Origin of the sequence: Shewanella corallii, assembly GCF_023349125.1 — a bacterium.
Taxonomy (GTDB): Bacteria; Pseudomonadota; Gammaproteobacteria; order Enterobacterales; family Shewanellaceae; genus Shewanella; species Shewanella corallii.
The window spans coordinates 570799-594295 of sequence record NZ_JAKIKT010000002.1; the positions used below are offsets into that span (position 1 = coordinate 570799).

Annotated in this window: 15 protein-coding genes; 2 read left to right on the forward strand and 13 right to left on the reverse strand. The window is 50.9% G+C overall.

Going from position 1 to position 23497, the window contains the following annotated elements:
- Positions 1-19 precede the first annotated feature (19 nt).
- The 8 genes from deoC to L2725_RS07840 form a co-directional block, all read right to left on the reverse strand.
- Entirely contained in the window at positions 20-793 is a 774-nt protein-coding gene (gene deoC, locus L2725_RS07805; RefSeq protein WP_249248423.1) for a deoxyribose-phosphate aldolase, read from the reverse strand.
- A 369-nt stretch (positions 794-1162) separates the two neighbouring features.
- The gene (locus L2725_RS07810) at positions 1163-2065 is read right to left on the reverse strand and encodes a nucleoside-specific channel-forming Tsx family protein (protein ID WP_115136075.1); all 903 of its coding nucleotides are present in this window, start codon (positions 2063-2065) and stop codon (positions 1163-1165) included.
- A gap of 284 nt (positions 2066-2349) precedes the next feature.
- Positions 2350-3645 carry a NupC/NupG family nucleoside CNT transporter gene (locus L2725_RS07815; RefSeq protein ID WP_249248424.1) on the reverse strand — a complete coding sequence of 432 codons (1296 nt, stop codon included), beginning with the start codon at positions 3643-3645 and terminating at the stop codon, positions 2350-2352.
- Between the two features lie 176 nt (positions 3646-3821).
- Positions 3822-4583 (reverse strand): TatD family hydrolase, encoded by a 762-nt coding sequence (locus tag L2725_RS07820; protein WP_249248425.1) that lies wholly within the window; start codon positions 4581-4583, stop codon positions 3822-3824.
- A complete protein-coding gene (locus tag L2725_RS07825) occupies positions 4573-4755 on the reverse strand; it encodes a DUF5363 family protein (RefSeq protein WP_283164227.1) in 183 nt (60 codons plus the stop codon). Before L2725_RS07825 ends, L2725_RS07820 begins: the two co-directional genes overlap by 11 nt.
- Before the next feature lie 92 nt (positions 4756-4847).
- Positions 4848-6434 (reverse strand): peptide chain release factor 3, encoded by a 1587-nt coding sequence (prfC, locus tag L2725_RS07830; protein WP_248935308.1) that lies wholly within the window; start codon positions 6432-6434, stop codon positions 4848-4850.
- A gap of 212 nt (positions 6435-6646) precedes the next feature.
- On the reverse strand, positions 6647-8080 hold the full coding sequence (locus L2725_RS07835; RefSeq protein ID WP_249248426.1) for a sulfatase: 1434 nt from the start codon (positions 8078-8080) through the stop codon (positions 6647-6649).
- A 3-nt stretch (positions 8081-8083) separates the two neighbouring features.
- Positions 8084-9583, reverse strand: a complete 1500-nt coding sequence (locus L2725_RS07840; RefSeq protein ID WP_249248427.1) for a sulfatase-like hydrolase/transferase — start codon at positions 9581-9583, stop codon at positions 8084-8086.
- A 369-nt stretch (positions 9584-9952) separates the two neighbouring features.
- Here L2725_RS07840 and L2725_RS07845 point away from each other — a divergent pair, with 369 nt between their 5' ends.
- Positions 9953-12127, forward strand: a complete 2175-nt coding sequence (locus L2725_RS07845) for a tetratricopeptide repeat protein (protein WP_249248428.1) — start codon at positions 9953-9955, stop codon at positions 12125-12127.
- Between the two features lie 344 nt (positions 12128-12471).
- Here L2725_RS07845 and L2725_RS07850 read toward each other — a convergent pair whose 3' ends face one another.
- The 5 genes from L2725_RS07850 to L2725_RS07870 form a co-directional block, all read right to left on the reverse strand.
- On the reverse strand, positions 12472-13896 hold the full coding sequence (locus L2725_RS07850; protein WP_249248429.1) for a sulfatase: 1425 nt from the start codon (positions 13894-13896) through the stop codon (positions 12472-12474).
- Positions 13893-15485 (reverse strand): sulfatase family protein, encoded by a 1593-nt coding sequence (locus tag L2725_RS07855; RefSeq protein ID WP_249248430.1) that lies wholly within the window; start codon positions 15483-15485, stop codon positions 13893-13895. Before L2725_RS07855 ends, L2725_RS07850 begins: the two co-directional genes overlap by 4 nt.
- Positions 15485-17320: an alpha-1,3-galactosidase-related protein gene (locus L2725_RS07860; protein WP_249248431.1), complete on the reverse strand. Its 1836-nt coding sequence runs from the start codon at positions 17318-17320 to the stop codon at positions 15485-15487. The genes L2725_RS07855 and L2725_RS07860 overlap by 1 nt, the downstream gene beginning before the upstream one ends.
- Positions 17321-17330: 10 nt before the next feature.
- Entirely contained in the window at positions 17331-18806 is a 1476-nt protein-coding gene (locus tag L2725_RS07865) for a sulfatase family protein (protein ID WP_249248432.1), read from the reverse strand.
- Between the two features lie 227 nt (positions 18807-19033).
- A complete protein-coding gene (locus tag L2725_RS07870; protein WP_249248433.1) occupies positions 19034-21718 on the reverse strand; it encodes a TonB-dependent receptor in 2685 nt (894 codons plus the stop codon).
- A gap of 285 nt (positions 21719-22003) precedes the next feature.
- Between L2725_RS07870 and L2725_RS07875 the strand changes: the two genes are divergently transcribed.
- Positions 22004-23494: a sulfatase gene (locus L2725_RS07875; RefSeq protein WP_249248435.1), complete on the forward strand. Its 1491-nt coding sequence runs from the start codon at positions 22004-22006 to the stop codon at positions 23492-23494.
- Positions 23495-23497 lie beyond the last annotated feature (3 nt).

Sequence of the window (23497 nt, forward strand, 5' to 3'; positions counted from 1 at the left end):
GTACGGATTCAAAATGCTATTAGTAGCCCTGAGTCTGGGCAGGGGCGTCGCTCAGCTCCAAAGTGTGCAGCAGTGCAGCCAACAGACTGGATGCGCCAAAACGATAGGTACGTGGGCTTACCCAGTCGCTGCCCAGGATACGCTCGGCAGCGCCCAGGAACTCAGCAGCAGCAGCGGCATCGCGTACGCCACCAGCAGGCTTGAAGCCAACCTGAGTGTTTTTCTCTTTGATCACACTCAGCATGATTTCAGCGGCTTCCAGAGTGGCGTTTACAGGCACTTTACCGGTAGAGGTCTTGATGAAGTCAGCACCTGCATCGATTGAGATTTCAGACGCACGACGGATCAACGCAGGGTCTTTCAGCTCACCGGATTCGATGATCACTTTCAGCAGTACGTCATCACCACACTCTTCTTTACAGGCTTTAACCAGCTCAAAGCCTACCGTTTCGTTGCCATCCATCAGTGCACGGTATGGGAACACTACGTCAACTTCATCGGCACCATAAGCAACGGCTGCACGGGTTTCCAGTACCGCAATAGCAATATCATCGTTACCGTGCGGGAAGTTGGTAACTGTGGCGATCTTGATATCTTCAGCACCCAACTCCATCAGAGTCTTACGGGCGATAGGAATAAAACGTGGGTAAATACAGATAGCTGCGGTGTGACCTGCTGGAGTCAATGCCTTATGGCACAATTCGATGACCTTCTGATCGGTATCATCATCATTCAGGGTAGTCAGATCCATCAGCGCAATGGCTTGTTGGGCGGCTTTTTTCAAATCGCTCATAGTTGCTCTCCAAAGCATAAATCAAATGAGTAAAAATTTTGTCTGACACACGCCTGAAAGCAGCTGAATTAGCGTTATTTTTTTGGCCGAGCCTTCAAGCGATGCCAGGTGTTCAACAACTGACAATAGTATTCAAATTTGATAACGAGTATCACGACTTGAATCCATGAAGACCGGAAGGGGGGAACTAAAAGCAAAAGCGAGCGTTCCAGCCATTCCGCGAAAAATCCTTTTTAGCGCGAGGGGAATCATAAACCTTACTTAAACGAGCTCTATCAATATAAACCATGCTTAACTAAAGTTTAAGCCTGCAGATCACATTCTGTGCCTGCAAAGAAGCCGCCAAATGGCGGCTTCACAGACTGCAACTTAGAACTTGTAAGAAGCAGAGAAGTAGTGGCTAACACCGGTAGATTCTGCGCCGGTAGCACCATCATCAGTCAACAGGTAAACGTCTTTATAAGCCTTCAGACCGTAACCCAGAGCAAACTGCTCAGAGTGCCAGAACAGACCCAGGAACGCTGCGCCGCCGCTTGCAGATTTAACCTGAGCGGTAGGTGCATAAACCGGATCAGCACCGAACTGCCAATCAACATAACCCTGGAAAGACACGAAAGAACCGTTGTCGAAGTTGTGCAGAGGCTTGAACCAGTTGGCAGAGAACTGGTAACCGTTCCAGTCCTTGGCATTCAGGTCATACAAAGCGTACAGGTTCATACCTGTAGTGCCCAGCCAAGGTACTTCAACGTCAGCACCGATACCCCAGAAAGAGTTGTTCACATCATCAACTTCTACAGAGTAAGGCTTGCCAGTTTCTGGGTCGATAACATTGTCGCCGTTGTTGTCGGTAACAAACAGTTCAGCAGTACGACCGCCGCCCCAGTTAAACTGAGTAGCAATGTAAACTTCTTTAACCGGGCCGAAAGACAGATCCTGACCAGTCAATGCGTCCAGAGAAATGCGAGGAGAGAACTTCATGAACATCTTAGGGCTGCCAGACTTATCGCTGGAATCACGCTCAGATGGGTTAAACACGTCTACATAACCGTACAGGTGGAAGATACCGCTACGGCCGCCGAATTCCATTTCCAGGTAGTCATGACCGCTACGTGGAGAGAAGTCTGGCTTCTCGTTCAGCGCGTACATGTAGTTGAACTGCATCCAGGAAAAATCATTCTTGTGGATGTCGTCAGAGTAGTCAGCAGCGCTTGCCACACCGGTCATACCGGCAGTCAAGGCAGTGGTCAGAGCCAGAGTTTTTACAGCTTTCATCATCAACCCCATTGGTGTAGGTGTTCTGCTTATTTAGCAGCGTGTTATTTTGCGCCCGCATTTTACCCATTTAGACGCAAATCGCAAACACTAAATTCGCAGATGTGAACAAACCGTTAATCCATATATCAGTAAAGTTGCAACCATGCTGAAACCCAACATGGGCGCGCAACTTCCCGGCTACTTATTGTTCTTGTTATTGGCTGAAACTTGCCGCTGAAAGCTCCAAAGATGGAGATATATAAAAAAACCGGGCCGAATAGCCCGGTTCAGAGGTACTTACATTACAGTGCCAGGAACAGACCGGCGATAGTCGCACTCATCAGGTTAGCCAGAGAGCCTGCAATTACCGCACGGATACCCAGCTTGGCCAGATCATGACGACGGTTAGGCGCCATAGCACCCAGACCACCCAGCAGAATCGCAATAGATGACAGGTTAGCAAAACCACACAGTGCGAAGGAGATGATCGCCTGAGTACGGGCGCTCATGGCCGCACCAGTGCCTTCCACACACAAAGGCAGGCCTTTAGTCACATCTGCAGCTACCGCGGTACAAGCCTGAGCCGCGTCGTTGATGTAAGGCGCAAAGTTCAGGTAGGCCACGAACTCGTTAACAACAATCTTCTGACCGATAAAGGAGCCTGCAACCATGGCTTCTTGCCAGGGTACACCGATCAGGAAGGCCAGAGGCATAAAGATGTAGCCCAGGATCAGCTCAAGGCTCAGTTGTGGGAAATCGAACCAACCACCGATACCGCCCAGGATACCGTTAATCATGGCAATCAAGCCTACGAAAGCCAGCAACATAGCACCTACGTTCAGAGCCAGGTGCATACCGGATGACGCACCGGCAGCAGCTGCATCCAACACGTTGGCAGGTTTATCAGCATCTTCAGGCAGGTCCTTCATTTCATTGATGGTTTCCTCGGTTTGAGGGTGCATCAACTTGGCCATCAACAGACCACCCGGAGCCGCCATAAAGGAAGCCGCAACCAGATACTCAATAGGTACACCCATCTGCGCATAACCCGCCAGTACGGAACCGGCGATAGACGCCAGACCACCCACCATGATGGCAAACAGTTCAGACTGGGTCATGGTTGGAATAAATGGACGAACAACCAGAGGGGCTTCAGTCTGACCAACAAAGATGTTGGCAGTCGCAGACATTGACTCAGTACGGGAAGTCCCCAGAGCTGCCTGCAGAGCACCACCGATAATACGGATAACCCACTGCATGACGCCAAGGTAGTAGAGCACGGCGATCAGCGAGGAGAAAAAGACAATAACAGGGAGCACATTTACGGCAAAAATAAAGCCCAATTTAAATTGAGCCAAATCACCGAACAAAAAGTTAATACCATTCTGAGCGTAACCAATTACCGACGACACAGCGTCAGAAACAGACTTCAGAATATCTTTACCGACAGGAACATATAGTACGAAACCACCGAAAGCTGCCTGGATTGCCAGAGCACCACCTACGGTACGGACGTTGACCGCCTTACGGTTATTGGAAAGTGCATAACCAATGGCGAGCAACACGGCAATGCCGACCAAGCTCATAAGAATATTCATTTACCATCACCCTTCTGTTAACATTTATTGTTTATGTTGTTAACCAACCTATTTCCGAGCTGGATTATATCGAAACAGGCGGGGAAAATCGCTATTTTGGCGGGATTTTTGAAGTTTAATTTCAAAAATTAACCTATACAGAACAATAGGATATTTTACTGTTCAGGCAAATTCAGCTAAACCTCAAATAGTTGAGTGACATTGCCAGCCAATTGTTCTTTCAGCGAGACAACACAACACTCTCTCAGTCTGGCGATTTCTTCAACAACCTGCAACAGGGTAAGTGGGGTATTCCGGGTCACACCTTTGGGAGCCATAGCAGGAGAATCGGTTTCCGGAAGCAACAACTCCAGCGGCAGATTTGTAACACAATGGCGCAGTTTTTTGGCATTGGGATTTAACACCAGTCCGCCAACCCCTATCTTAAAGCCCTTATCTGCAAACTGTCTGGCCAATTCCAGACCGCCACCAAAGCCATGAATCACACCCCGAACGCCCGGAAATTGCTTAATCGTTCGCAGTAAAGGCTCCGTGGCTTTAACACAGTGCAATATCAGCGGCAGGTCAAACTCCCGGGCCAGCGCCAGATGTTGTGTTAAGTACTCAAGTTGGACAGCCAATTCCGGCCCTTTCAAGCCATCCAAACCGGTTTCGCCAATTGCCACCAAACGTGTGTCTGTCGACGCTTCATTTAAAGCCTGCTGCAGTGCTTGTATATGGATTGGCAGATTCTCTGCATCCATCCACCATGGGTGCACACCCAAGCCGTAGAAAAGTCCATATCGGTGGGACAGCTGCTGCACTCTGGACCAATTGTCCAAAGAAACTGCGGGCAATATCGCCCCCTTAATACCGACATCTGCCATCTGTGCCAGCAGTTGTTCTCTGTCATTGTCGAACTCAGCAAAGTCCAAATGGGCATGGGTATCAATCAGCATTCCGCTTTCCATCCTCAAGCAAGTGTGCACTTAGCTCTGGTTTCTCGCCGTTTACGTGTTTAAGCTCAGGATCATGCAACACAGGCGCACAACACCTTTTGGACTCAGGCGTCAAACCCATGCTGTCGCACCAATCACAGTATTTCGCCCAGGCTTTCCTTAACCAGTTCATATCGTCTCCGCAGCCACACTGCTATTTCCGGATGAATCACAGAATAGCAAAAAGGCAGCCTGAGCTGCCTTTTTATCATGAAGATTACGAGATTAATGCTCGCGGGTCTTGGCGAACTCTATGTCTGGGTAACGTTCGGCAGATAGGTTCAGGTTAACCATGGTTGGGGCGATATAAGTCAGACTGTCACCACCATCCAGCGCCAGGTTGGTAGAGCACTTGCGACGGAACTCTTCCAGCTTACGCTCATCCTTGCTGTATACCCAACGGGCTGTTGCTACGTTAATCGCTTCATAGATAGCTTCAACGTTATATTCAGACTTCAGACGAGCCACAACCACTTCAAACTGCAGCACACCAACAGCGCCCACAATCAGGTCATTGGAATCCAGCGGACGGAATACCTGTACCGCACCTTCCTCCGACAACTGCACCAGACCTTTCAGCAACTGCTTCTGCTTCAGCGGGTCCTTCAAACGAATACGGCGGAACATCTCAGGGGCAAAGTTGGGGATACCGGTAAACTTGAGGTCTTCACCCTGGGTAAAGGTATCACCAATCTGGATGGTGCCGTGGTTATGCAGACCAATAATGTCACCTGCAAAGGCTTCCTGAGCACGTTCACGGTCACCGGCCATAAAGGTCACTGCATCGGAAATGCTGACCATTTTACCCAGACGAACATGCTTCATCTTCATGCCCTGAGTGTACTTACCAGAAACGATACGCATAAAGGCAATACGGTCACGGTGCTTGGGATCCATGTTCGCCTGGATCTTGAACACAAAGCCGGAAAACTTCTCATCGCCCGCTTCAACGGTGCGATCACTGGTTTCACGTGGCATAGGCGCAGGCGCCCACTCAGTCAGTCCATCCAGCATATGGTCGACACCAAAGTTACCCAGTGCAGTACCGAAGAATACAGGCGTCAACTCACCGGCCAGGAACAGCTCCAGGTCAAACTCGTTGGAAGCGCCAACCACCAGCTCCATCTCTTCACGCAGGGTTTCCGCCAGGTCGCTGCCTACCGCTTCGTCCAGCTCTGGGTTGTCCAGACCTTTAATGATGCGAACATCCTGAATGGTATGACCATGACCGGTCTGATACAGAATGGTCTCATCACGATGAATGTGGTACACGCCCTTGAAAGACTTGCCACAGCCGATAGGCCAGCTGATTGGCGCGCACATCATGTTTAGCTCAGTCTCGACCTCATCCAGAAGCTCCATCGGGTCGCGGATATCACGATCAAGCTTGTTCATAAAGGTCACGATTGGCGTATCGCGCAGCCGGGTAACTTCCATCAGCTTGCGGGTACGGTCTTCCACACCCTTGGCCGCATCGATCACCATCAGGCAGGAGTCAACAGCGGTCAGCGTACGGTAGGTATCTTCCGAGAAGTCTTCGTGACCCGGAGTATCCAGCAGGTTCACCAGACAATCGTTGTAAGGAAACTGCATAACAGAGGTAGTAACCGAAATACCACGCTCTTTCTCCATCTCCATCCAGTCAGACTTGGCATGCTGGTTGGAACCACGGCCCTTTACGGTACCCGCAGTCTGGATTTGACGACCGTGCAACAGCACCTTTTCAGTGATGGTGGTTTTACCGGCGTCCGGGTGCGAAATAATAGCGAAAGTTCGGCGTTTGCCGACTTCTTGCTGCAGTGAATTAGACATCTGTGAATATCTTCTATAAATCTGCCGGAGTATGCGTCTTGCTAAAGCATCCGGAGCGGTTTCCCGCTGGCTTGCATCGCGAAACCGGGAGGTGAATCGAATTTGGCGGGTATTTTCCCCGATCCGGGGCGGAGAAACAATCATAAGGGGAGATTTTATCCCTCAGGCAAAATCTCCCAATAGATTTAAAGACAGGCTGCGTTACTGAAAGCCTATTCAGCCAAAGGTTTCACCGGCTCAATCTCATTGTCCCGGTACCAGTTTCGCAAGCTTTGTCGCAGGCTGTCGCGCACCTCAGGGTTGGAAGATGCCTGGTTATTTTGCTCAGCAATGTCCCGGGCCAGGTTATACAGCTCAAACCTGCCGTCTTCATAAAACTCCAGCAGCTTCCAGTCACCACGTCGAATCGCGGCGCTGGGAGTGTTGCCACTGCCATGGTAGTGAGGGTGATGCCAAACCAGAGTTCTTTGTTGCGCCTGCCTAGCATCTTTGTCCAGAGTAAACAGATTGGTGCCGTCTACCCCCTCAGGTATCTGTGCACCGGCAAGGGAAGCCAGGGTTGGATAAAGATCCGTTGATGAAGTGACAGTATCAAATACCTGTTGCTCAGCTTGAGCAGGCATTCTTATCATTAATGGGATACGAATACCGCCCTCATAAACCCAGCCTTTACCCAGTCGCAACGGCAAATTTGCCGTGGCTGTGACTCTCGAGTCTCCTTGCTTGCGGGTGGAAAAACCACCATTGTCAGATGTCAGTACAATCACAGTGTTATCGGCCAGGCCCAGCTCATTCAGCTTATTCAGTAGCCGCCCCACAGAGCGGTCAACCGCCCAAATCATGGAAGCATATTTGGCATCCACCTGATTCATCTGAGTACGGCTTTGATTAAGTTCATCCAACAAATAGGCTTTACCATTACCCACTTTGCCGGACTTATCGAGAAAGTCCTGATATCGCTGTGGTCCGGGCTCCAAAGGCGTGTGCACCGCATAGTAGGAGAGCATAGCAAAGAAAGGCTTTTCTCTGGGCGCTTCAATGAAGGCCAGCGTCTCCTCGGTCAGGCGCTCAGTTAAATGCTGACCGGGTTTAAGGTTGGGCAGATTGGGATTTTTATAGGGGTCATAATATCCCCCTCTGGGAGAGCCCTTGTTAAAGCCACCTATATTGATATCGAACCCCTGGTCCGTCGGCAGTTTCCCCTCACCCCCAAGGTGCCACTTACCGGCAAAAAAGGTGTGATACCCCTGCTCCTTCAGGGATTCAGCCAGAGTAAACTCCTCGAGCGCAAGGTGATCCGTTTTCCAGGGCTCCTGCAGTCTTGGGCTTTCAGCCCTGTGTCCGGGAAAGTGGGTGGTGATTTTGAGTTTGCTGGGGTGCTTGCCCGTCACCAAAGCTGCCCGGGTTGGTGAACACACAGGTGACGACGCATATGCCTGGGTATAGAAACGACTTTGCTGTGCCAGTGCATCTATATTGGGCGTCTCATAATACTGACTGCCATAAACGCCAAGGTCCATCCACCCCAGGTCATCCACCAGCAGAAACAGAATATTGGGCGGGCGCTGCTCATCTGCCGACACGGACATCAACAGTGGCATGAGCAGTAGCAGGAACCCTAGCAGACATATGCGTACACAAATCATCCCCTACTCCTCTACCGCCAACTTTCGCCAATACTGCTGATCCCACCCTGCAGGTTTAGCCAAGGTATTGAACCAGGCAGCATAGTCCCGGGATAGTGACTTCACCACTCGCGGATGTTTGGCGGCCAGGTCCTTGCGCTCGGCATGGTCAGTACTCATATCAAACAGCTCGAGCTTGTCACTGTCGGCCCAGTACCTCAGCATCCAGTTATCACTGCGCACCGCCCAGGCTGGTTCTGCAGTGGCTTTATCATCAATCTTCTTGCCCTTCTTACCCCGGATGAATCCCCAGTGATGGGATACCTGACTGGCCCAATACAGGTTTCGCCCCTCAAGGTTACCCGCCTGCAGCCCCGGCAGCAGATTTTGTCCATCCAGATTATCAGGGAGTTGGCTGCCCGTTGCGGCCAGTCCGGTAGGCAGGAGATCCATAGAAGAGATAACCGCCTCTTCAACCCGACCTCCCTTTATTAAAGAGTCAGGTCCCCAAATCACAACCGGCACCCGTGTTCCTCCCTGCCATACCTGGCCTTTATAACCGGTAAAAGGCGCATTGGCAGGTAATGGGAAAGGCTTACCACCTGGGGCACCATTGTCACTGAGGAACATAATGATGGTGTTATCCAGCTGCCCCTTGTCCTCGAGGGTCTGCATCACCCGGGCAACGCCCTGATCCAGTGCATACAGATAGGCATAAAAGATATCCAGATGCTTGTCACCACTTTGAAACTGCTTCTGATACTGTTCTGGAGCGGGCTCTCTTAAAGGGCCATGGACAGCATTGTAGGCAAGATACAAAAAGAAGGGGTCATCATCGCTCTGGTTAATGAAACTGATGGCCTTGTCTGTGAGTTGATCTGTCAGATAGCCCTGAGCTTTGGCCGGAGTCCTGTTTTGCTCCAGAATCTCAGACCCATAATAGGGCGTACCGGAGCGGTCAAAACCAAAGAAGTAGTCAAAGCCGCGGTCCAATGGGTGTTGGGCCAACTGCTTTTTCGCCTTGCCCTCGCCCTTACTCAAGTGCCATTTACCAATAGCTCCAGTCCTGTACCCTGCATTGCGAAACTCTTTTGCCAACACGGTTTCAGACACAGGCAAACCCGCCGCCTTCACATCGGCATTGTTATAGATACCAAAACGGGCAGGATAGCGTCCTGTCATCAGTGCAGCCCGGCTTGGACCACAAAGAGGGCTGGGTACATAGGCATTGGTAAAACGCACCCCCTCGGCCGCCAACTGAGTCAAAGTGGGAGTGGCTTTTTGCGCGAAGGCTCTGGCCTGCTCAGGCGCATATCGGGCACTGTCACGCTTCAGGTTTTGGGGGTTGTAACTGGCCTCGCGCGCGAGATCCAGATTCATGGCCACATGACCAAACCCCATATCATCTGCCATCACCACCAAAACATTGGGTTTGTTATCGTCTGTTTTGGGGGGCTGAGCTGCAGCAGCGGTATTGACCAACAGGCCGAACATTATCCAGTGCAGAGTACCTGTTATTCTCATGGTTCCTCTCTCATTATCTTGGTTCTGGTGACAGTAGACATTCAGCTTGAATATCCTCTACACAGGAATTAAATATCATTTATATTATTTAATTGAGAAAATTTACCATCATTTACATTGTCATCACAAGCCATTAAATCCATGCTTCTACTATTCGAGCCACCAGTCAAAAGACTTTATAACCAGATAATTGAGCTGGATTTCAAGGCTACAAAGCGTTCTGAGCAACATCCCTCCACCAGCAGTGGTCAACAATAAGGACGGATTCGCCATATGGTGCTGCATAGCTAAAATATATATGATAATTACCAAACAATAGCATATTTGCAGCATCGCGCTTCCCTAGGCGGTGCCAAACGGAGTTGAGCCATGGCGTCGATATTCAGGCTGCTTGTTCTGATCCTCTTTATCCCGGTTCTGTGCAGGGCTCAGCCGCTGACTCCCACTGAAAAGCCTGTCGCCCACTCAAATCAAACCTGTATCAATTGTCATCAGACGCAGGCCGGACTATGGCAAAAATCGGATCATGCCAATGCCATGGCGACCGCAACCAAAGGCAGTGTGTTGGGTAATTTTTCAGGTGTCACGGCGACTCACTATGGCCAGCGAGCCCGCTTCTTCAGTGATGGCAATAAGCTCATGGCAGAGGTCAGCTATGGAGATAAATCAGAGACCTTCGAAGTGCTCTACAGTTTTGGCCATTACCCCCTGCAGCAATATTTGGTTGATACCGGCAAGGGAAAGCTTCAGGTACTGCCCTTTGCCTGGGACAGTCGCCCCACAGAGGAAGGCGGTCAGAACTGGTACCACAACTATGCAGAGGAGATCTCTCCTGACGATAGACTCCATTGGCGACAGCCGCTGCAAAACTGGAATGGTATGTGTGCAGACTGTCACTCTGATGGCCTCGTCAGGCAATATGACGTCAATCAGGATAACTTCAGGACCCAGTGGGACAATATCAATGTGGGGTGTATCTCCTGTCATGGTCAGATGCCCGCCCACGGCAAAACCTCCCCTGACGCTATAGCGGCGGAGAATATCTCTCCAAACCCAATGAGCTTAAAAAACTCAGGAATATGGCGAAGGCTGCCCGGACAAAAGATTGCATCCTGGCAGGGTGAGAAAAGGGATAACAGCTTTATGGATAGCTGCTTCGCCTGCCACTCACTGCGAACCCCACTGACCGATGGGTTCCAGCCAGGCAAACACTTCCTCGATCAGTTTTCCCCCCAACTAATCAATGCCCCCATGTACCATGCAGATGGTCAAATAAAGGAGGAGGTGTATGTTTACGGCTCCTTTATGCAGAGCAAAATGGCTCAGGCTAGAGTCAATTGCCTGGATTGCCATGACAGCCACACCATGAAGCTTAAGGCCGAAGGAAATGGCCTGTGTCTGCAATGCCACAGCCCGGAGCACTATAATCTCCAGACTCACCTGCAGCACCAACCCAATACACCCGGTAGCCATTGCGTCGACTGCCACATGCCGCAAACCCGTTATATGGGAGTCGATGACAGGCGGGATCACAGCTTTTCTGTTCCCCGTCCTTCCCATTCAGCCAATATCGGCGCGCCGGACGCCTGCACTGGATGCCACAAAGATAAAGATGAGGATTGGGCTACTAAGGCAGTAGTCAAACTCTATGGCCGGGAGATGCCACTCTCCGCCAGTGAAGGGAGGCTGCACCTGCTCAGGGCAGGGTTGCCATTGGCTGCCAACTCCCACAGAGAGATTATCGACGACACCAGGCTTCCCCTGTTATCAAGAGCAAGCGCGCTTGAGCTGCTGCCTTTAACCCATGAAAGCCTGCCATCGGAATGGCTGGGCGGTTATCTGGCTCACCCAGAGACGCTGCTGAGAACCGCTGCCGCAAACCTTGGCTATCTGTTAAGCCAGCAGCAAAAGGATAAACTGCTCACCCCATTGCTGGCAGACAAGGTAAAAGCGGTACGTATCGCCGCAGCCAGATCCCTGGGCATGGATATCAACACCAGTGCGGGAGTAGAGCTTTCCAGGGTAAACCAGATCAGCAGCTGGCGGGGTGAAGGCAGGTTGAATCAGGCGCTGCAGCTGCTGGCCAATGGTCGCTGGCAGCAAGCCATTCCTGAGTTGCAACGCAGTATCAGCACAGACCCATACTTTCCCCCGGCTTATATCAATCTGGCTGATATTTATCGGGCAACCCGGCAAGATGGCAAAGCTGCAGCAACCTTTTCCGGGGGGTTGCAACACAACCCAGACTCTGCAGAGCTTCACTATGGTTATGGTCTGCACCTGATCAGGCAAAAAGAGTACATCAAGGCCGAGACTCATTTACAGCAGGCTTACCAGCTTATCCCGGTTAACAGCCAGTACCTGTATGTCTATCTGATGGCACTGGACCATAACGGCAAAGTGGCTGACGCAGTCGGCTACCTGCAGGAGTATCTGGATAGGTATCCGGCTTCAGCAGAGCTTATTCAACTGGGCCGATCACTCGCCCGTAAGAGCGGCAATATCAAGCTTTACCAAAAGTTAAGACAACTGGGGCAGCAGTGACTGCCGGCAACAGCTAAAGACCGGGAAGTATCCGATAGCCCGGGGCGATCTTCATGGTCGCTGAGTAAGAGATTTCAGGTTTGGACTTGAGTCTCCGTCGACCATCTGAGCCTGTGACAGAAATCCACTAAGTGGTTCAGTGGTAAATATCCTGATCTGAGAAACCAGGATGGGAAGGCAAAAAAAACCGAAGTTCAATCGGAGCCGGACTGAACTTCGGGAATCACAAGGTTGGATCAACAATACACAAGGAACATCAATTGGTATGGCTCACTCTCTCAACAGCGCAGAGAGCAATATTCCCCTGCCCGGCAGCCATACCAACGCCAGACAGAAGAAACAACTCAGAGCAAATTGGGTCGTTTTAATTCAGGCGCAACACCCACATCTTTTTGCCAATCCAGCAAGGTCTGCTTCATGGCGGTTACCCGCCCGGGGTGTTTTGCTGCTATATCAGTGGACTCAGCCGGATCATTTTGCAGGTCATACAACTCTGCCTTGCCGGACACAAAGGCGATTAACTTCCAGCGTTCACCTATGACCGCGGCGTAGGCATCTTCGTAGTTGCGGTACAGAATCACCTCCTGACGGTCTGAGCTCTGCCCTTTAATCAGGGGCACCATGCTCTGGCCATCAAGGTTGTCAAAATCACCGGGTTCGCCGCCGCCGATATCCACAAATGTGGGCAGAATATCCGTGGACAACACCAGTTGCTCAGAGACAGCTCCCGCCTTAGTCACGCCGGGCCAACGCACCAACATAGGGACTCTGGCTCCGCCTTCATAAAGAGCCATACCACCAATCTTGCCTCCCCTCAGAGGAGCATTGGTAAAGTAACCACCCTGATCTGAATAGAATATGACAATGGTGTTGTCGGCCTGTCCTGACTCCTCAAGTGCCGCCAGGATGCGTCCGACAGACGTGTCCAGGGCTTCAACCATGGCGCCAAAGTTGGCATAACGCTTATCCAGCCCGCGCTCCATATATTTTTTCACCCCGGCAGCAGGCCCACGATGTGGGGTGTGCACTGTGTAATAAAAGTTGGTGAGCATAAAAGGTTGCTGTTTGTCATAACCTTTGATAAAGGCCACCACATCATCAGTGAGCCGCTCTGTCAGATATTTGCCCTTTGGAGCATCCGGATAGGGATTACGGTAAGGCTCCCAGAAAGGGGCTGTATAGCTTTTAGGATGGCCCGCAGTGGATACCCCAAACTGCTCATCAAACCCCTGTTTAACCGGAAAGTACTCTTCTGAGCCAAGATGCCATTTGCCTGAAAAAGCAGTGTAATAGCCCAGAGGCTTTACCGCCTCGGCGATAGAGGTCAGCTCCAGTGGCAGATAATTTCGTGAAGGCTCCTGAGCCGGGTCCGTCGGCAACCGGTGAAACTCTGTGGTCGCCCTGTGGAATTTATCAAAGCCCAACTCCTGCTTGCCGTCAGGTATATGTCTGGGCATCTTCAGTCTGGCCGGGTGCTGACCCGTAATCACAGATGCCCTGCTTGGGCTGCAGGTTGGCGAAGCGACATAGGCCCGGGTGAACTCCAGACTCTGCTGTTTCAATGCATCTATATTGGGTGTATCCCAGCGACCGCTGCGGTACCCAAGATCTGTCCAGCCCAGATCATCGGCGAACAGCAGCAGGATATTGGGCTGATTTTTCTCTGCGACCTCAGGTACATCAGAGGTTTGAGCACAGGCCACTGGTAACGTCAGGGCCAGCAATGCAACCACAGGTTTAAGAAATGAAACAGGGGCAAGTTTTATCATTGTTTTTCTCCTGCCTCAGGTGCCTTTTCACAGAGGTTGTTAAAGCACTTTGGGTGTTTAGCCATCATGGCCTTGATAGATTTACTGTGCGCCTGGCGCAGCGCCTCGCTGTTAAACAGATGGTCCGGAGCCGCCAGCCCGGAGACTTGAATTGGCGCAGGTTTATCCTCCTGCCAGGCCACAACAGCAGCACGCATCTGCGCCACTTTTTGCTGGTATTCAGGCTTATTGGCCAGGTTGTTATGCTCACCGGGATCGGCACTCAGATCGTACAACTCCAACTCCCCACGTCCGGGTTTGCCGGGCACAATCAGTTTGAAGTGGTCCTGCCGGAACATGTAATCGGTACGCTGGGAGAAAGCATGGTTCTTCCAGCTGTCAGTCTTGCCGGAGGTTAACGGCAGCAAAGACTGCCCCTGCATCCCGGATGGCAGTTCTATCGCCATCATCTCCAGCAGAGTCGGCATGACATCTATACTTTCCACCACCTGCTCAACCACCTTGCCCTGGTTCATTACCCTGGCATAGCGGGTGCTCTTACCAGCCCGAATAATCAAAGGCACCCGGCTGGAGCCTTCATACATCACCCCTTTGAACCATTTACCGTGATCGCCCAGCATATTGCCGTGGTCAGCACTGAACACCACTATGGTGTTATCTGCCAGACCTGAGCTGTCCAGATAGCTCAGAACCCGTCCCAGGTTGTCATCGACATTGGTGATATGACCAAAATACTGAGCTGTAAGCTCCCGCATCATCTGCTCATCATCAATCAGGTGCCGGGACTTACCCTTAACTCCTTTGGCAATCGCCTGTTGACGCTCGGCCCTGACTCCCTCAGGTAACTCAGGAACATCCAGCTTGTCCGGGTCATACATGGATGCGTAGGGCTGAGTGGCCCGGTAAGGGCTGTGGGGCTCATTAAAGCTCAGGAACAGGAAAAAGGGCTTCTCTTCGCTTCTGCCATCAAGGAATTCAAGGGCTCGGTCAGTCAGCCAAAAGGTCTCAAAGTCCTCTTTTGCAAACTGGTACTCGCCCAGGTCATGGCCCAGAGGGTCATCGGGGAAGAGTACACTCCCCGGCTTGGGGGCGAAGGCATCGGCACCGTATTTAGCCTGCATATACTGGCGATAATTCTGCAACTTGTTGGGCCCTTCACTGCTGCGGGACCAGAAGTGATCGAAACTCCAGTCATGCCACTCGGGGTAAAAGTGTAACTTCCCGGAAATCGCTGTCTCATAGCCCTGATATTTAAGCAAAGTGGGCAGGTCAACTTCGCCGTCATTGGCCAGCGCCCGCTTACTGTTATCCGTTACCCCATGAACATGTGGATAGCGGGAAGTAAAGAATGAGCGTCGTGATGGCGAGCAGATAGGGGCCACAGTATAGGCGGTCTGGTAGTAGGTGCCTTCGGCTGCCAGACGATCCAGATTGGGTGTTTTCACCACAGGATGACCGGCCACACCCATCACATCCCACTTCATCTCGTCTGTCATCACAAACAGCAGATTGTCCTTCCGGGCTGGCTCAGCAACAGCCTGGGATATTGTCAGCAGGCCAAATATTGAGGTCAGTAACAAGCTTTTCATCAGGCTTCCACCTCAACACCGTTCTTGCCGGTTTTGCGCTGTATCCTGACTTCATTGACAGACACCAGCTTCTTGTTGCGATCAAAACCAACAAACTCATTGCCGCTGTATACAAACTGGGTGGACCTGTCGATCTGCAGGGGCGCCAGTTTAGTCGCCTCCATGGGATAAGCCTCAGTCTTCTGGATCTTATTGTTGACGAAAAGTACGCCATGGGTGCGACTGGCGGTCAGCACTCTCTCGTTAAACACCCTGAACTCATTGTCATGAATTCGGACATTCTGGTGGAAAGCGCTGTCAACATCTGACTTGCGTCCGGGCACAATATCTATGGCTGAAGAGGCTTTGGCATAGTTACAGTTATCAAACAGGTTATTGCTGATCTGCACAGATTGAACAGGACCGGACTCATACCACTTAACACCACCTGAACCTATCTTGATGGCAATTCCAGGTGTATGGAAATAGTTGTTTTCAATGATGATGTTACCTTTCGCCGAGATCAGCCCTCCCCGGGCGCGGTTTTTGGCAAAGCGGGTGCCGGTAATCAGCACCTGCTCCGGCTGCCAGCTCATATTGTCCATCACATCATCAACGGCAAGGGACTCCGGCAACGCCTCCTTAAATGTGACAGTCCAGTATTTGGCATCATTGCGTTGGGTCTCCACTATTTGATTGTGGTGGAAAATCCGCAGCGCCTTGTCACTGAAGTTCACCTGACTGCCGGGTTTGAAGATATCGATACCCAATTGCTGGTAATGCACCAGCTCAAAGGTGACCCTGTGTTTGTCATGGATCTCCGCCACCCGGCCATACATGCCGTGAATATTGGTTCCGTCGTCAATCTGTCCCTGAAACAGGCAATCTTTCAGTACGATATGACCACGACAATTGACAAAGTGGGTCGCGTCGACCGTGGTAGACACAATACGGCCGCTGTGCCTGGCTGGCACGACCTGCACCCTGTCCAGATGGATTCCATCGGCAAGCTGACCTATGACTCCCATAGCCCCTGAGTGGTGAATATTGATCTGCTCAAGCCAGGTATTACTGGTTTCCTGTACCGCTATGGCAGGCCAGTCCCGACGCTCCTGCATCACTAACAGGGTATTGCCGACTTTTGGCCAGGAAGCAAATTTGGTTTGCAGTCGCAACACACCGGGACGGATCTCAGTGGTCACTGGCTGGATTTCCCGCTGAAAATTATCTCTGGCCATATAAGCCTGTTCAGCCAGCTCAGTATCAAACTCCAACAGGTTTTTGATTACCGGGTTTTCAAATCCCTCACCAACAAAAATAAAGCGATTGTTTTCAACCTTGTAACTGAAGCCATCCTTGATACGAATATCGACGTAACTTTCGTCTTGGTTAACTGCCTCGATGATGCCTTCGCAATGAAACGGCACATCCCAGTCGATGGAAAAGTTCTTAAGCGTGATTCCCTTCGACTGGCGCACAATTGCAGGCACCATACCGCCATGGAACACAAACCGGGAGCCCTGGCCATCTATGGTGGTATTGCTGAACCCAACCAGCGGAAACGCCACTGGCTTGATACCGTCATCATTATTGGAAATGTAATAGAAATCCCTGTCGGCCAGGGTATTCCAGAAGTCGTATCGTCCATATGGGAACACCAGAGTCGTACCAGGATGCTGTTTGCAATAGGCCAGTGCTTTTTTCAACGCAGGAACGGCATCATCCCTGGAGTTGGGTTTCAGGCCGAAGTCGGCAATGGATATCCGCTTGTCTGCAGCCAGCACGCTGGCGGCTGGGCTGACGGACGCGGTCGCCAGCGCTCCTGAGATGGACTTGATGAAAGTTCTTCTTTTCATTGTAATTTCCTCAGTCGTTTTGCACTTGCTGATGACGCTTCAGATAGTCCAGGCACTCAGGACTCTGGCATTTGTTATAGAACTCCAGTACTTCGCGGATGCCTGCATCACTTTCCGGATACTGCCCCTGGTCATCGGTATCCCGCATCCAGCCGTCCAATATTTCACGCAGCTCTGCCATCTTCGTCTGATACTCAGGGTCAAATGCCAGGTTATTGAGTTCATCAGGATCACACTTCAGGTCATATAGCTCCTCAACCGGTTTGGTTGCCGCCATAAACTGTGCCTGTTGTGGGGTAAAATGGCCGTCCGCGTATGCCTGACGGTACTCTCTGGTCATGGGCCAGCGGTCACGATACTGGGGCTGCATGTAGGGGCGCTCTGCCCTGAAATTACGAATATATTTAAACTCCGCCGTACGAACTGAGCGCATACGATCAAACGTATAGTCCAGTCGGTCTCTGGCTGAGATGATCCAAGGCCTGGGCTGATAACCGGCAGCAAAGAAATTTTCCGTGGTCATATAATCCGGAATAGGGATACCCGCCAGTCCCAGGCTTGCGCCACCTATATCCAATCCACGGATAGGCTCGCTGCGCACCGCCCCATTGTGTCGAAGTGTGCTCTGCCCCGCAGGCCAACTGACCACCAGAGGAACATGCAGGCCACCATCGTATAGAAACTGCTTATGACGCAGACTGCCATTGCCATGGTCAGTAAAGAAAAACACAGCGGTATTTTCCAGCAAGCCATTGTCAGCAAGATCAGCGAGAATTGCGCCAACATCCAGATCGGTCACATGCACTGCCTCATACTGTTTAGCCCAATACTCACGGGTTAACGGCAGATCTGCATAGTAAGCAGGAAGCTCTACTGACTCAGGGGAGACAGCAACTGGAGAATTCTTGCCCTTGTACTTGCCGCCCCTCAGCTGTATCTGTCCAAAGAAAGGCTTGCCCGATCCTGCCAATCTTGCTGCCCAATCAAACTCTGCTCCTTCAAGCTGTCTCTGATGTCCAACCACAGGGCCTGGTTCAAGGGAGTAAAGACGGGTTCTGTCGTAATGGAAGTTATAGTCATCTTTGCCGATATTGAAGGTTTCATACCCCTGCTCACGAAACAGCTCAGGCACAGTCTTGTGCCCCTGAGGCAAGGTGATGGGATTGAACTCAAACCTGGCACTTCTGTGGTTATGCAGTCCCAGAGTGGTCTGCATATCCCCTGTGATAATGGCAGAGCGAACCGCAGAGCATACAGGCGCAGGCATAATCACCTGATCAAAGCGAACTCCTTCGCTGGCCAGTTTATCGATATTGGGGGTGGGCACGGTATCGTCGCCGAAGGCTCCCATCCAGTCGTTCATATCTTCCACATAGATCCACAGAATATTGGGCCTTGCTGCTTCCGTCTCTGCAGGCTTACCTTGCTGTGACTTATCACACCCTGACAACATAATCAGAGCGGTTATCAAAAGTATCAGTCGCATCCTTCTCTCCGGGCCTTGGCCACATCTGTGTGTAGCTGGTCTCTGTCAATTGTTTGCCTACAATTGATACTATTTATAATACAAATTAATTACAACTCATTTTTCAACATTTACGTAACTTTGCATCTTTGACGGCAGACTGTTGAAACAACCCCTGACTCCCCAACAAGATGACGCTTTAACAATAAAAAAGGCCCCTGCTGGGGCCTTTATCAATTCACCTGATATTAGAAACTATAGCTCAGCCCCAGATGGTAGCGGCGGCCATAGATATAGTTTTCATACAGACGTTCTTCAAATTCGGCATACTGACGCTGCTCAGCATCAGTGAGGTTGATAGCATTAAAGCTGACTGTCAGTTGCTTGGTAATGTCATAGCTGGCTGAGAAATCCAGCTGGCCATAGTCATCCCCAAACACGACATCTTCCTGTCGACCCGAAGGTTCAATCAGATACTTGCTTCGATAGTTGTATGCCAGTCGTGAGCTGAACGCATCTTTCTCATAAAACACCACTGCATTGTAGCTATCACGTGACAATCCTGGCATACCGAAGCTGTTATCAACGCCTTCGCGATTGAAGTCGGCATCACTGGTTTGGTAGGTGTAGTTCAGGTTAACCCCAAAGCCATTAAGGAATCCCGGCAGGTAATCAAATGCATGCTGAAAGGCAACCTCGGCCCCTTTCACAGAAGCACCGGCACCGTTGGTCGGTTCAATAATCTCCACATCATTACCATCCAGATCGACAGTCGCATGACGCAAATCGAAGATAAATGAATCAACATCCTTATAGAAACCCGCCACCGACAGTACAGAGGCCTCATCAAAATACCACTCCAGCGACAGGTCATAGGCAATGGCACGATAAGGGTCCAGATCCACATTTCCCTGACGGATAACAATTAAACCATCACCATTGTCATTCACAGATCTGTGAGCGGACAGATCACTCAAGGACGGACGGGACATCACTTTGGCAACAGCACCGCGCAACAGCAAATCCTCCGTCAGCCCCAGAGCCAGGTTGAATGACGGCAAAACGTCCGAGTAGTCATTATCCAGCGTACGATCAACTATGCTGCCATCCAGCTCTTCGCTGGCACCTTTTGATTCAACGTCAGTGTTGACATAACGTACCCCCAGATTACCCCGCAGCGGCATATTACCGAATACATCGGTATCGTAATCGGCACGCACATATACCGCCTGAGTATCTTCGGTCACGTCATAGTTAAACTCAGGTACAGGTTCTGGAGTCAGGTCAAATCCGTCCGCCAGTGCGGTTTCACGCATCTTAAACAGATCCGTACGGCGCCAGCTTAAGCTGGACACTGCAGCATCAGATCCCTCATACAGGCCGGTCACTTGTTCTCCGGGGAATTCACTTAGGTTATGCCCCTCAAATTTCTTGATAAACGCCTCATTTTTAATGCGAGTCTTGTTCTGATGTTTGGCCATGGCTCCAAACTTGATTGCGCTGAACAAGTCGCCATCCAGAGTGCCGGTCACATCGAATTTAACAGTGGCTTTGGTATCTTCGATATTAAACAACTGCACCCTGAGGTTAGGGGCTTTGGTAGTATAAAAATCAGGATCGCCCGGATTCAGCAGCTCGTGGTCAGCACCTATTACCCCTTTGGCGTCTTTGTAGTAATCGATAACCGGAAAGCGACCGTCCAGGTGATAGTCCAGATCCACGGGTTTATCACCCTGAGCAAAGGAACGGATATTGTCATCGGTGTTGCGCTCAATATGGGAGTAACCTACTTCAGCAGAGAGTTCCCAGGTGTTGCTCAACAGGTAATCACCACCCAGAGTTGAAGTGACAGTTTTAGTGGTTTCCTCATTGTGCCAGGCACTGTTAAACAGCTGTGCGCCGTCAATCTGAGCGGCCACAAGAGTTCCGTTTTGGTTAATCACTGCCGAGTCTGAACCATCCAGAATCACTTTCTTCCCTGTCTTGTTATTACCCGCAGGAAAACGGGTCTCAAGGTAGGTCTCATCACGGATCTGTTTCAGTTGGCTGTAAAGTACATCCCAGTAAAGCTCTAGTTCATCACTGGGCAACCATTGAAACGAAACCGTGCCACCCGTGCGGGTGCGCTCCTTGGTGCCGGTTTGATACCTCAGGCGATTAAGGTAAGAGTATTCATCACCGACTTCACCACCTTCCACAGCACCATCTTTCTCTTCAACACTGTATTCACGCCAGCCCCAGCCGCGCAAAGCATCTTCCTGCAGAGTGCGAACTGAATGGTTGGCTGACAGCAAAAAGCCAAATGTCTGATCTTCGTTCTGACGACTTATCATCGCCGACAGTCTGGGCTCTGTCTTCTCTGTCAGCTCTGAATAGTCGGCAAAGGCAGATACCTTGGTTTTATCATCTTTAAAATCCAGCGCACGTCGGGTCACCACGTTAACCGTCGCACCAATGCCACCCTCCTCCATATCTGCGGTGGGACTCTTAATCACCTGCAGCGCAGACACATGCTCAGATGCGATAGCGTCGAAGGAAAATTCACGTCCCTCACCTGCGGCACTGGCCTGGCTTTGACCGTTAATCGTCACATTGCTAAGCCCGGGAGCTACCCCGCGCACGCTGATAGTAGAACCTTCACCCGAATCCCGGTTAATCGTTACCCCGGTAACGCGCTGCAGCGCATCCGCGACATTCTCATCGGGCAATTTGCCTATATCCTCAGCGGAGATCATATCGGCGACCTGATCTGAATAACGCTTGTCATTCAGTGCCTTTTTGAGGCTGGATTTAATTCCACGAACCTCAATAATCTCCATTTCGGGCTTTTTGTCCTTTTTGTTGTCACCCTCAGCCGCCACAGTCTGGCCCGAGATAACTGACATTGCACTGAGACAAGCCAGAGATATCGCGCTTTTACGAAACCACGCCATAAACCCTCCAATCGTTACTTATTTGTTATAGCAGTAAAACCTTATGCTGACGGGTCTATGAACCAACTGCGTGCCAGATAACGCTTCTCGTTTTTTATGATTTATAGTATTAATATTTTAAAACGATCAAAAAAGCAACAGGCGTAGTACCTAAGGCTTACACCTTAACAACATAAAAAGTGGGGTTTAACACCTTGATGGAGTGAATACGACTGGATGAACAGAATAAAAAAGCACTTGATAAACAACATGGAACTCCTACTGCCCAGGTGGGGATTGCATTCCATGCAGAATAAAACGGCAGCAGTAAATCGAATCTGGATTATTACTCTGCTGATCCTGATTCCCGGTCTTACCTCTGCATCCAACCACACTAAGCAGCCGGTATTGGATAAGGTCAGGCCCAATGTGTTGCTGATCCTGGCTGACGATCTGGGCATTATGGACACAGGCCTAAATGGAGCAACCCAGTACCCTACTCCTAATATCGACCGTCTGGCAGCCTCAGGGGTCAGCTTCACCCAGGCTTACACCAATGCAGCTAACTGCGCTCCCAGCAGAGCCAGTTTGATGACAGGCCTGACGCCGGCAGAGCACGGCATACTCACGGTTGCCAATTCTGCCAGAGGCAAAAGCCAGCTGAGAAAACTGATCCCACCAGTCAATAAGACTGAACTGGAACCCGGGCTGACAACAATCGCAGATCTCTTTAAATCTGCCGGTTACCAAACCGCAGTAATAGGCAAATGGCACCTGGGCAAAACCGCCCCCACTGAATATGGTTTCCAATACGTCAACGCAGCCTCCCATCTGGGGCATCCACCGAGCTACTTCTATCCCTACAGTAAGAACAAACGTCAACTTGAAGGATTGAAAGGCGATGGCATACAGGGAGAGCATCTGACCGATCGCATTACCAGAGAGGCAATCCGTTATATCCACTCCCGACAAGACCCCTTCCTGCTGTACCTGCCCTATTATGCTGTGCACACGCCGATAGAAGCGTATCCCGGGGAGATAGCCAAACATAAGGGCAGACAGGTTAAGGGGGAGATTAAAAATGCCGCCTACGCTGCCATGATAGCCAGACTGGACGCCAACATAGGCAAGTTACTGACCGCTTTGCAGCAGTCAGGTAAAAGGGACAATACCCTTGTGGTGTTTGCCTCAGATAATGGTGGCTATGAGCCTGTGACCTCATCACTGCCCTACCGCGGAGCCAAGAGCACACTGTATGAAGGAGGAATTCGAACGCCTTTGGTTTTATCCTGGCCAGCCGCCATTCCCAAAGACACTGCCAATGCCACACCGGTACAACTGTCTGATCTGTTCAATGCCTTTAAAAGCTTACTGCACCGCTTTCCTGCTCCCGATAACCTGCTGAGCTTGGCGTTACAACAAAAGCAGGCCTCGGACAGAACCCTGTTTTGGCATGCTCCTGTGTATATGCAGCAGTACGCTCCTTTTCGGGGACTCCCCCACTACAGCTACTGGAAACACACCCCGGCTTCAGCTGTCCGCAAAGGAAAGTACAAGCTGATCCATAACAAGGAAACCGGTGCCAACCTGCTGTTTGACCTGAGTGTTGACCCGGGGGAACAGCATGACCTTGCACAGCTTAAACCTGCGATTACCTCTCAACTTTTCCAAATTCTGACGCAATGGCTTACAGATACTCATGCCCCCCTGGCTGACCAACCAAATCCGGATTACAGCCCGGGGCCTGCGCCGCCAATCCAGATCTATCAACCCATGACAATTCAAATAAGAGACTGAACA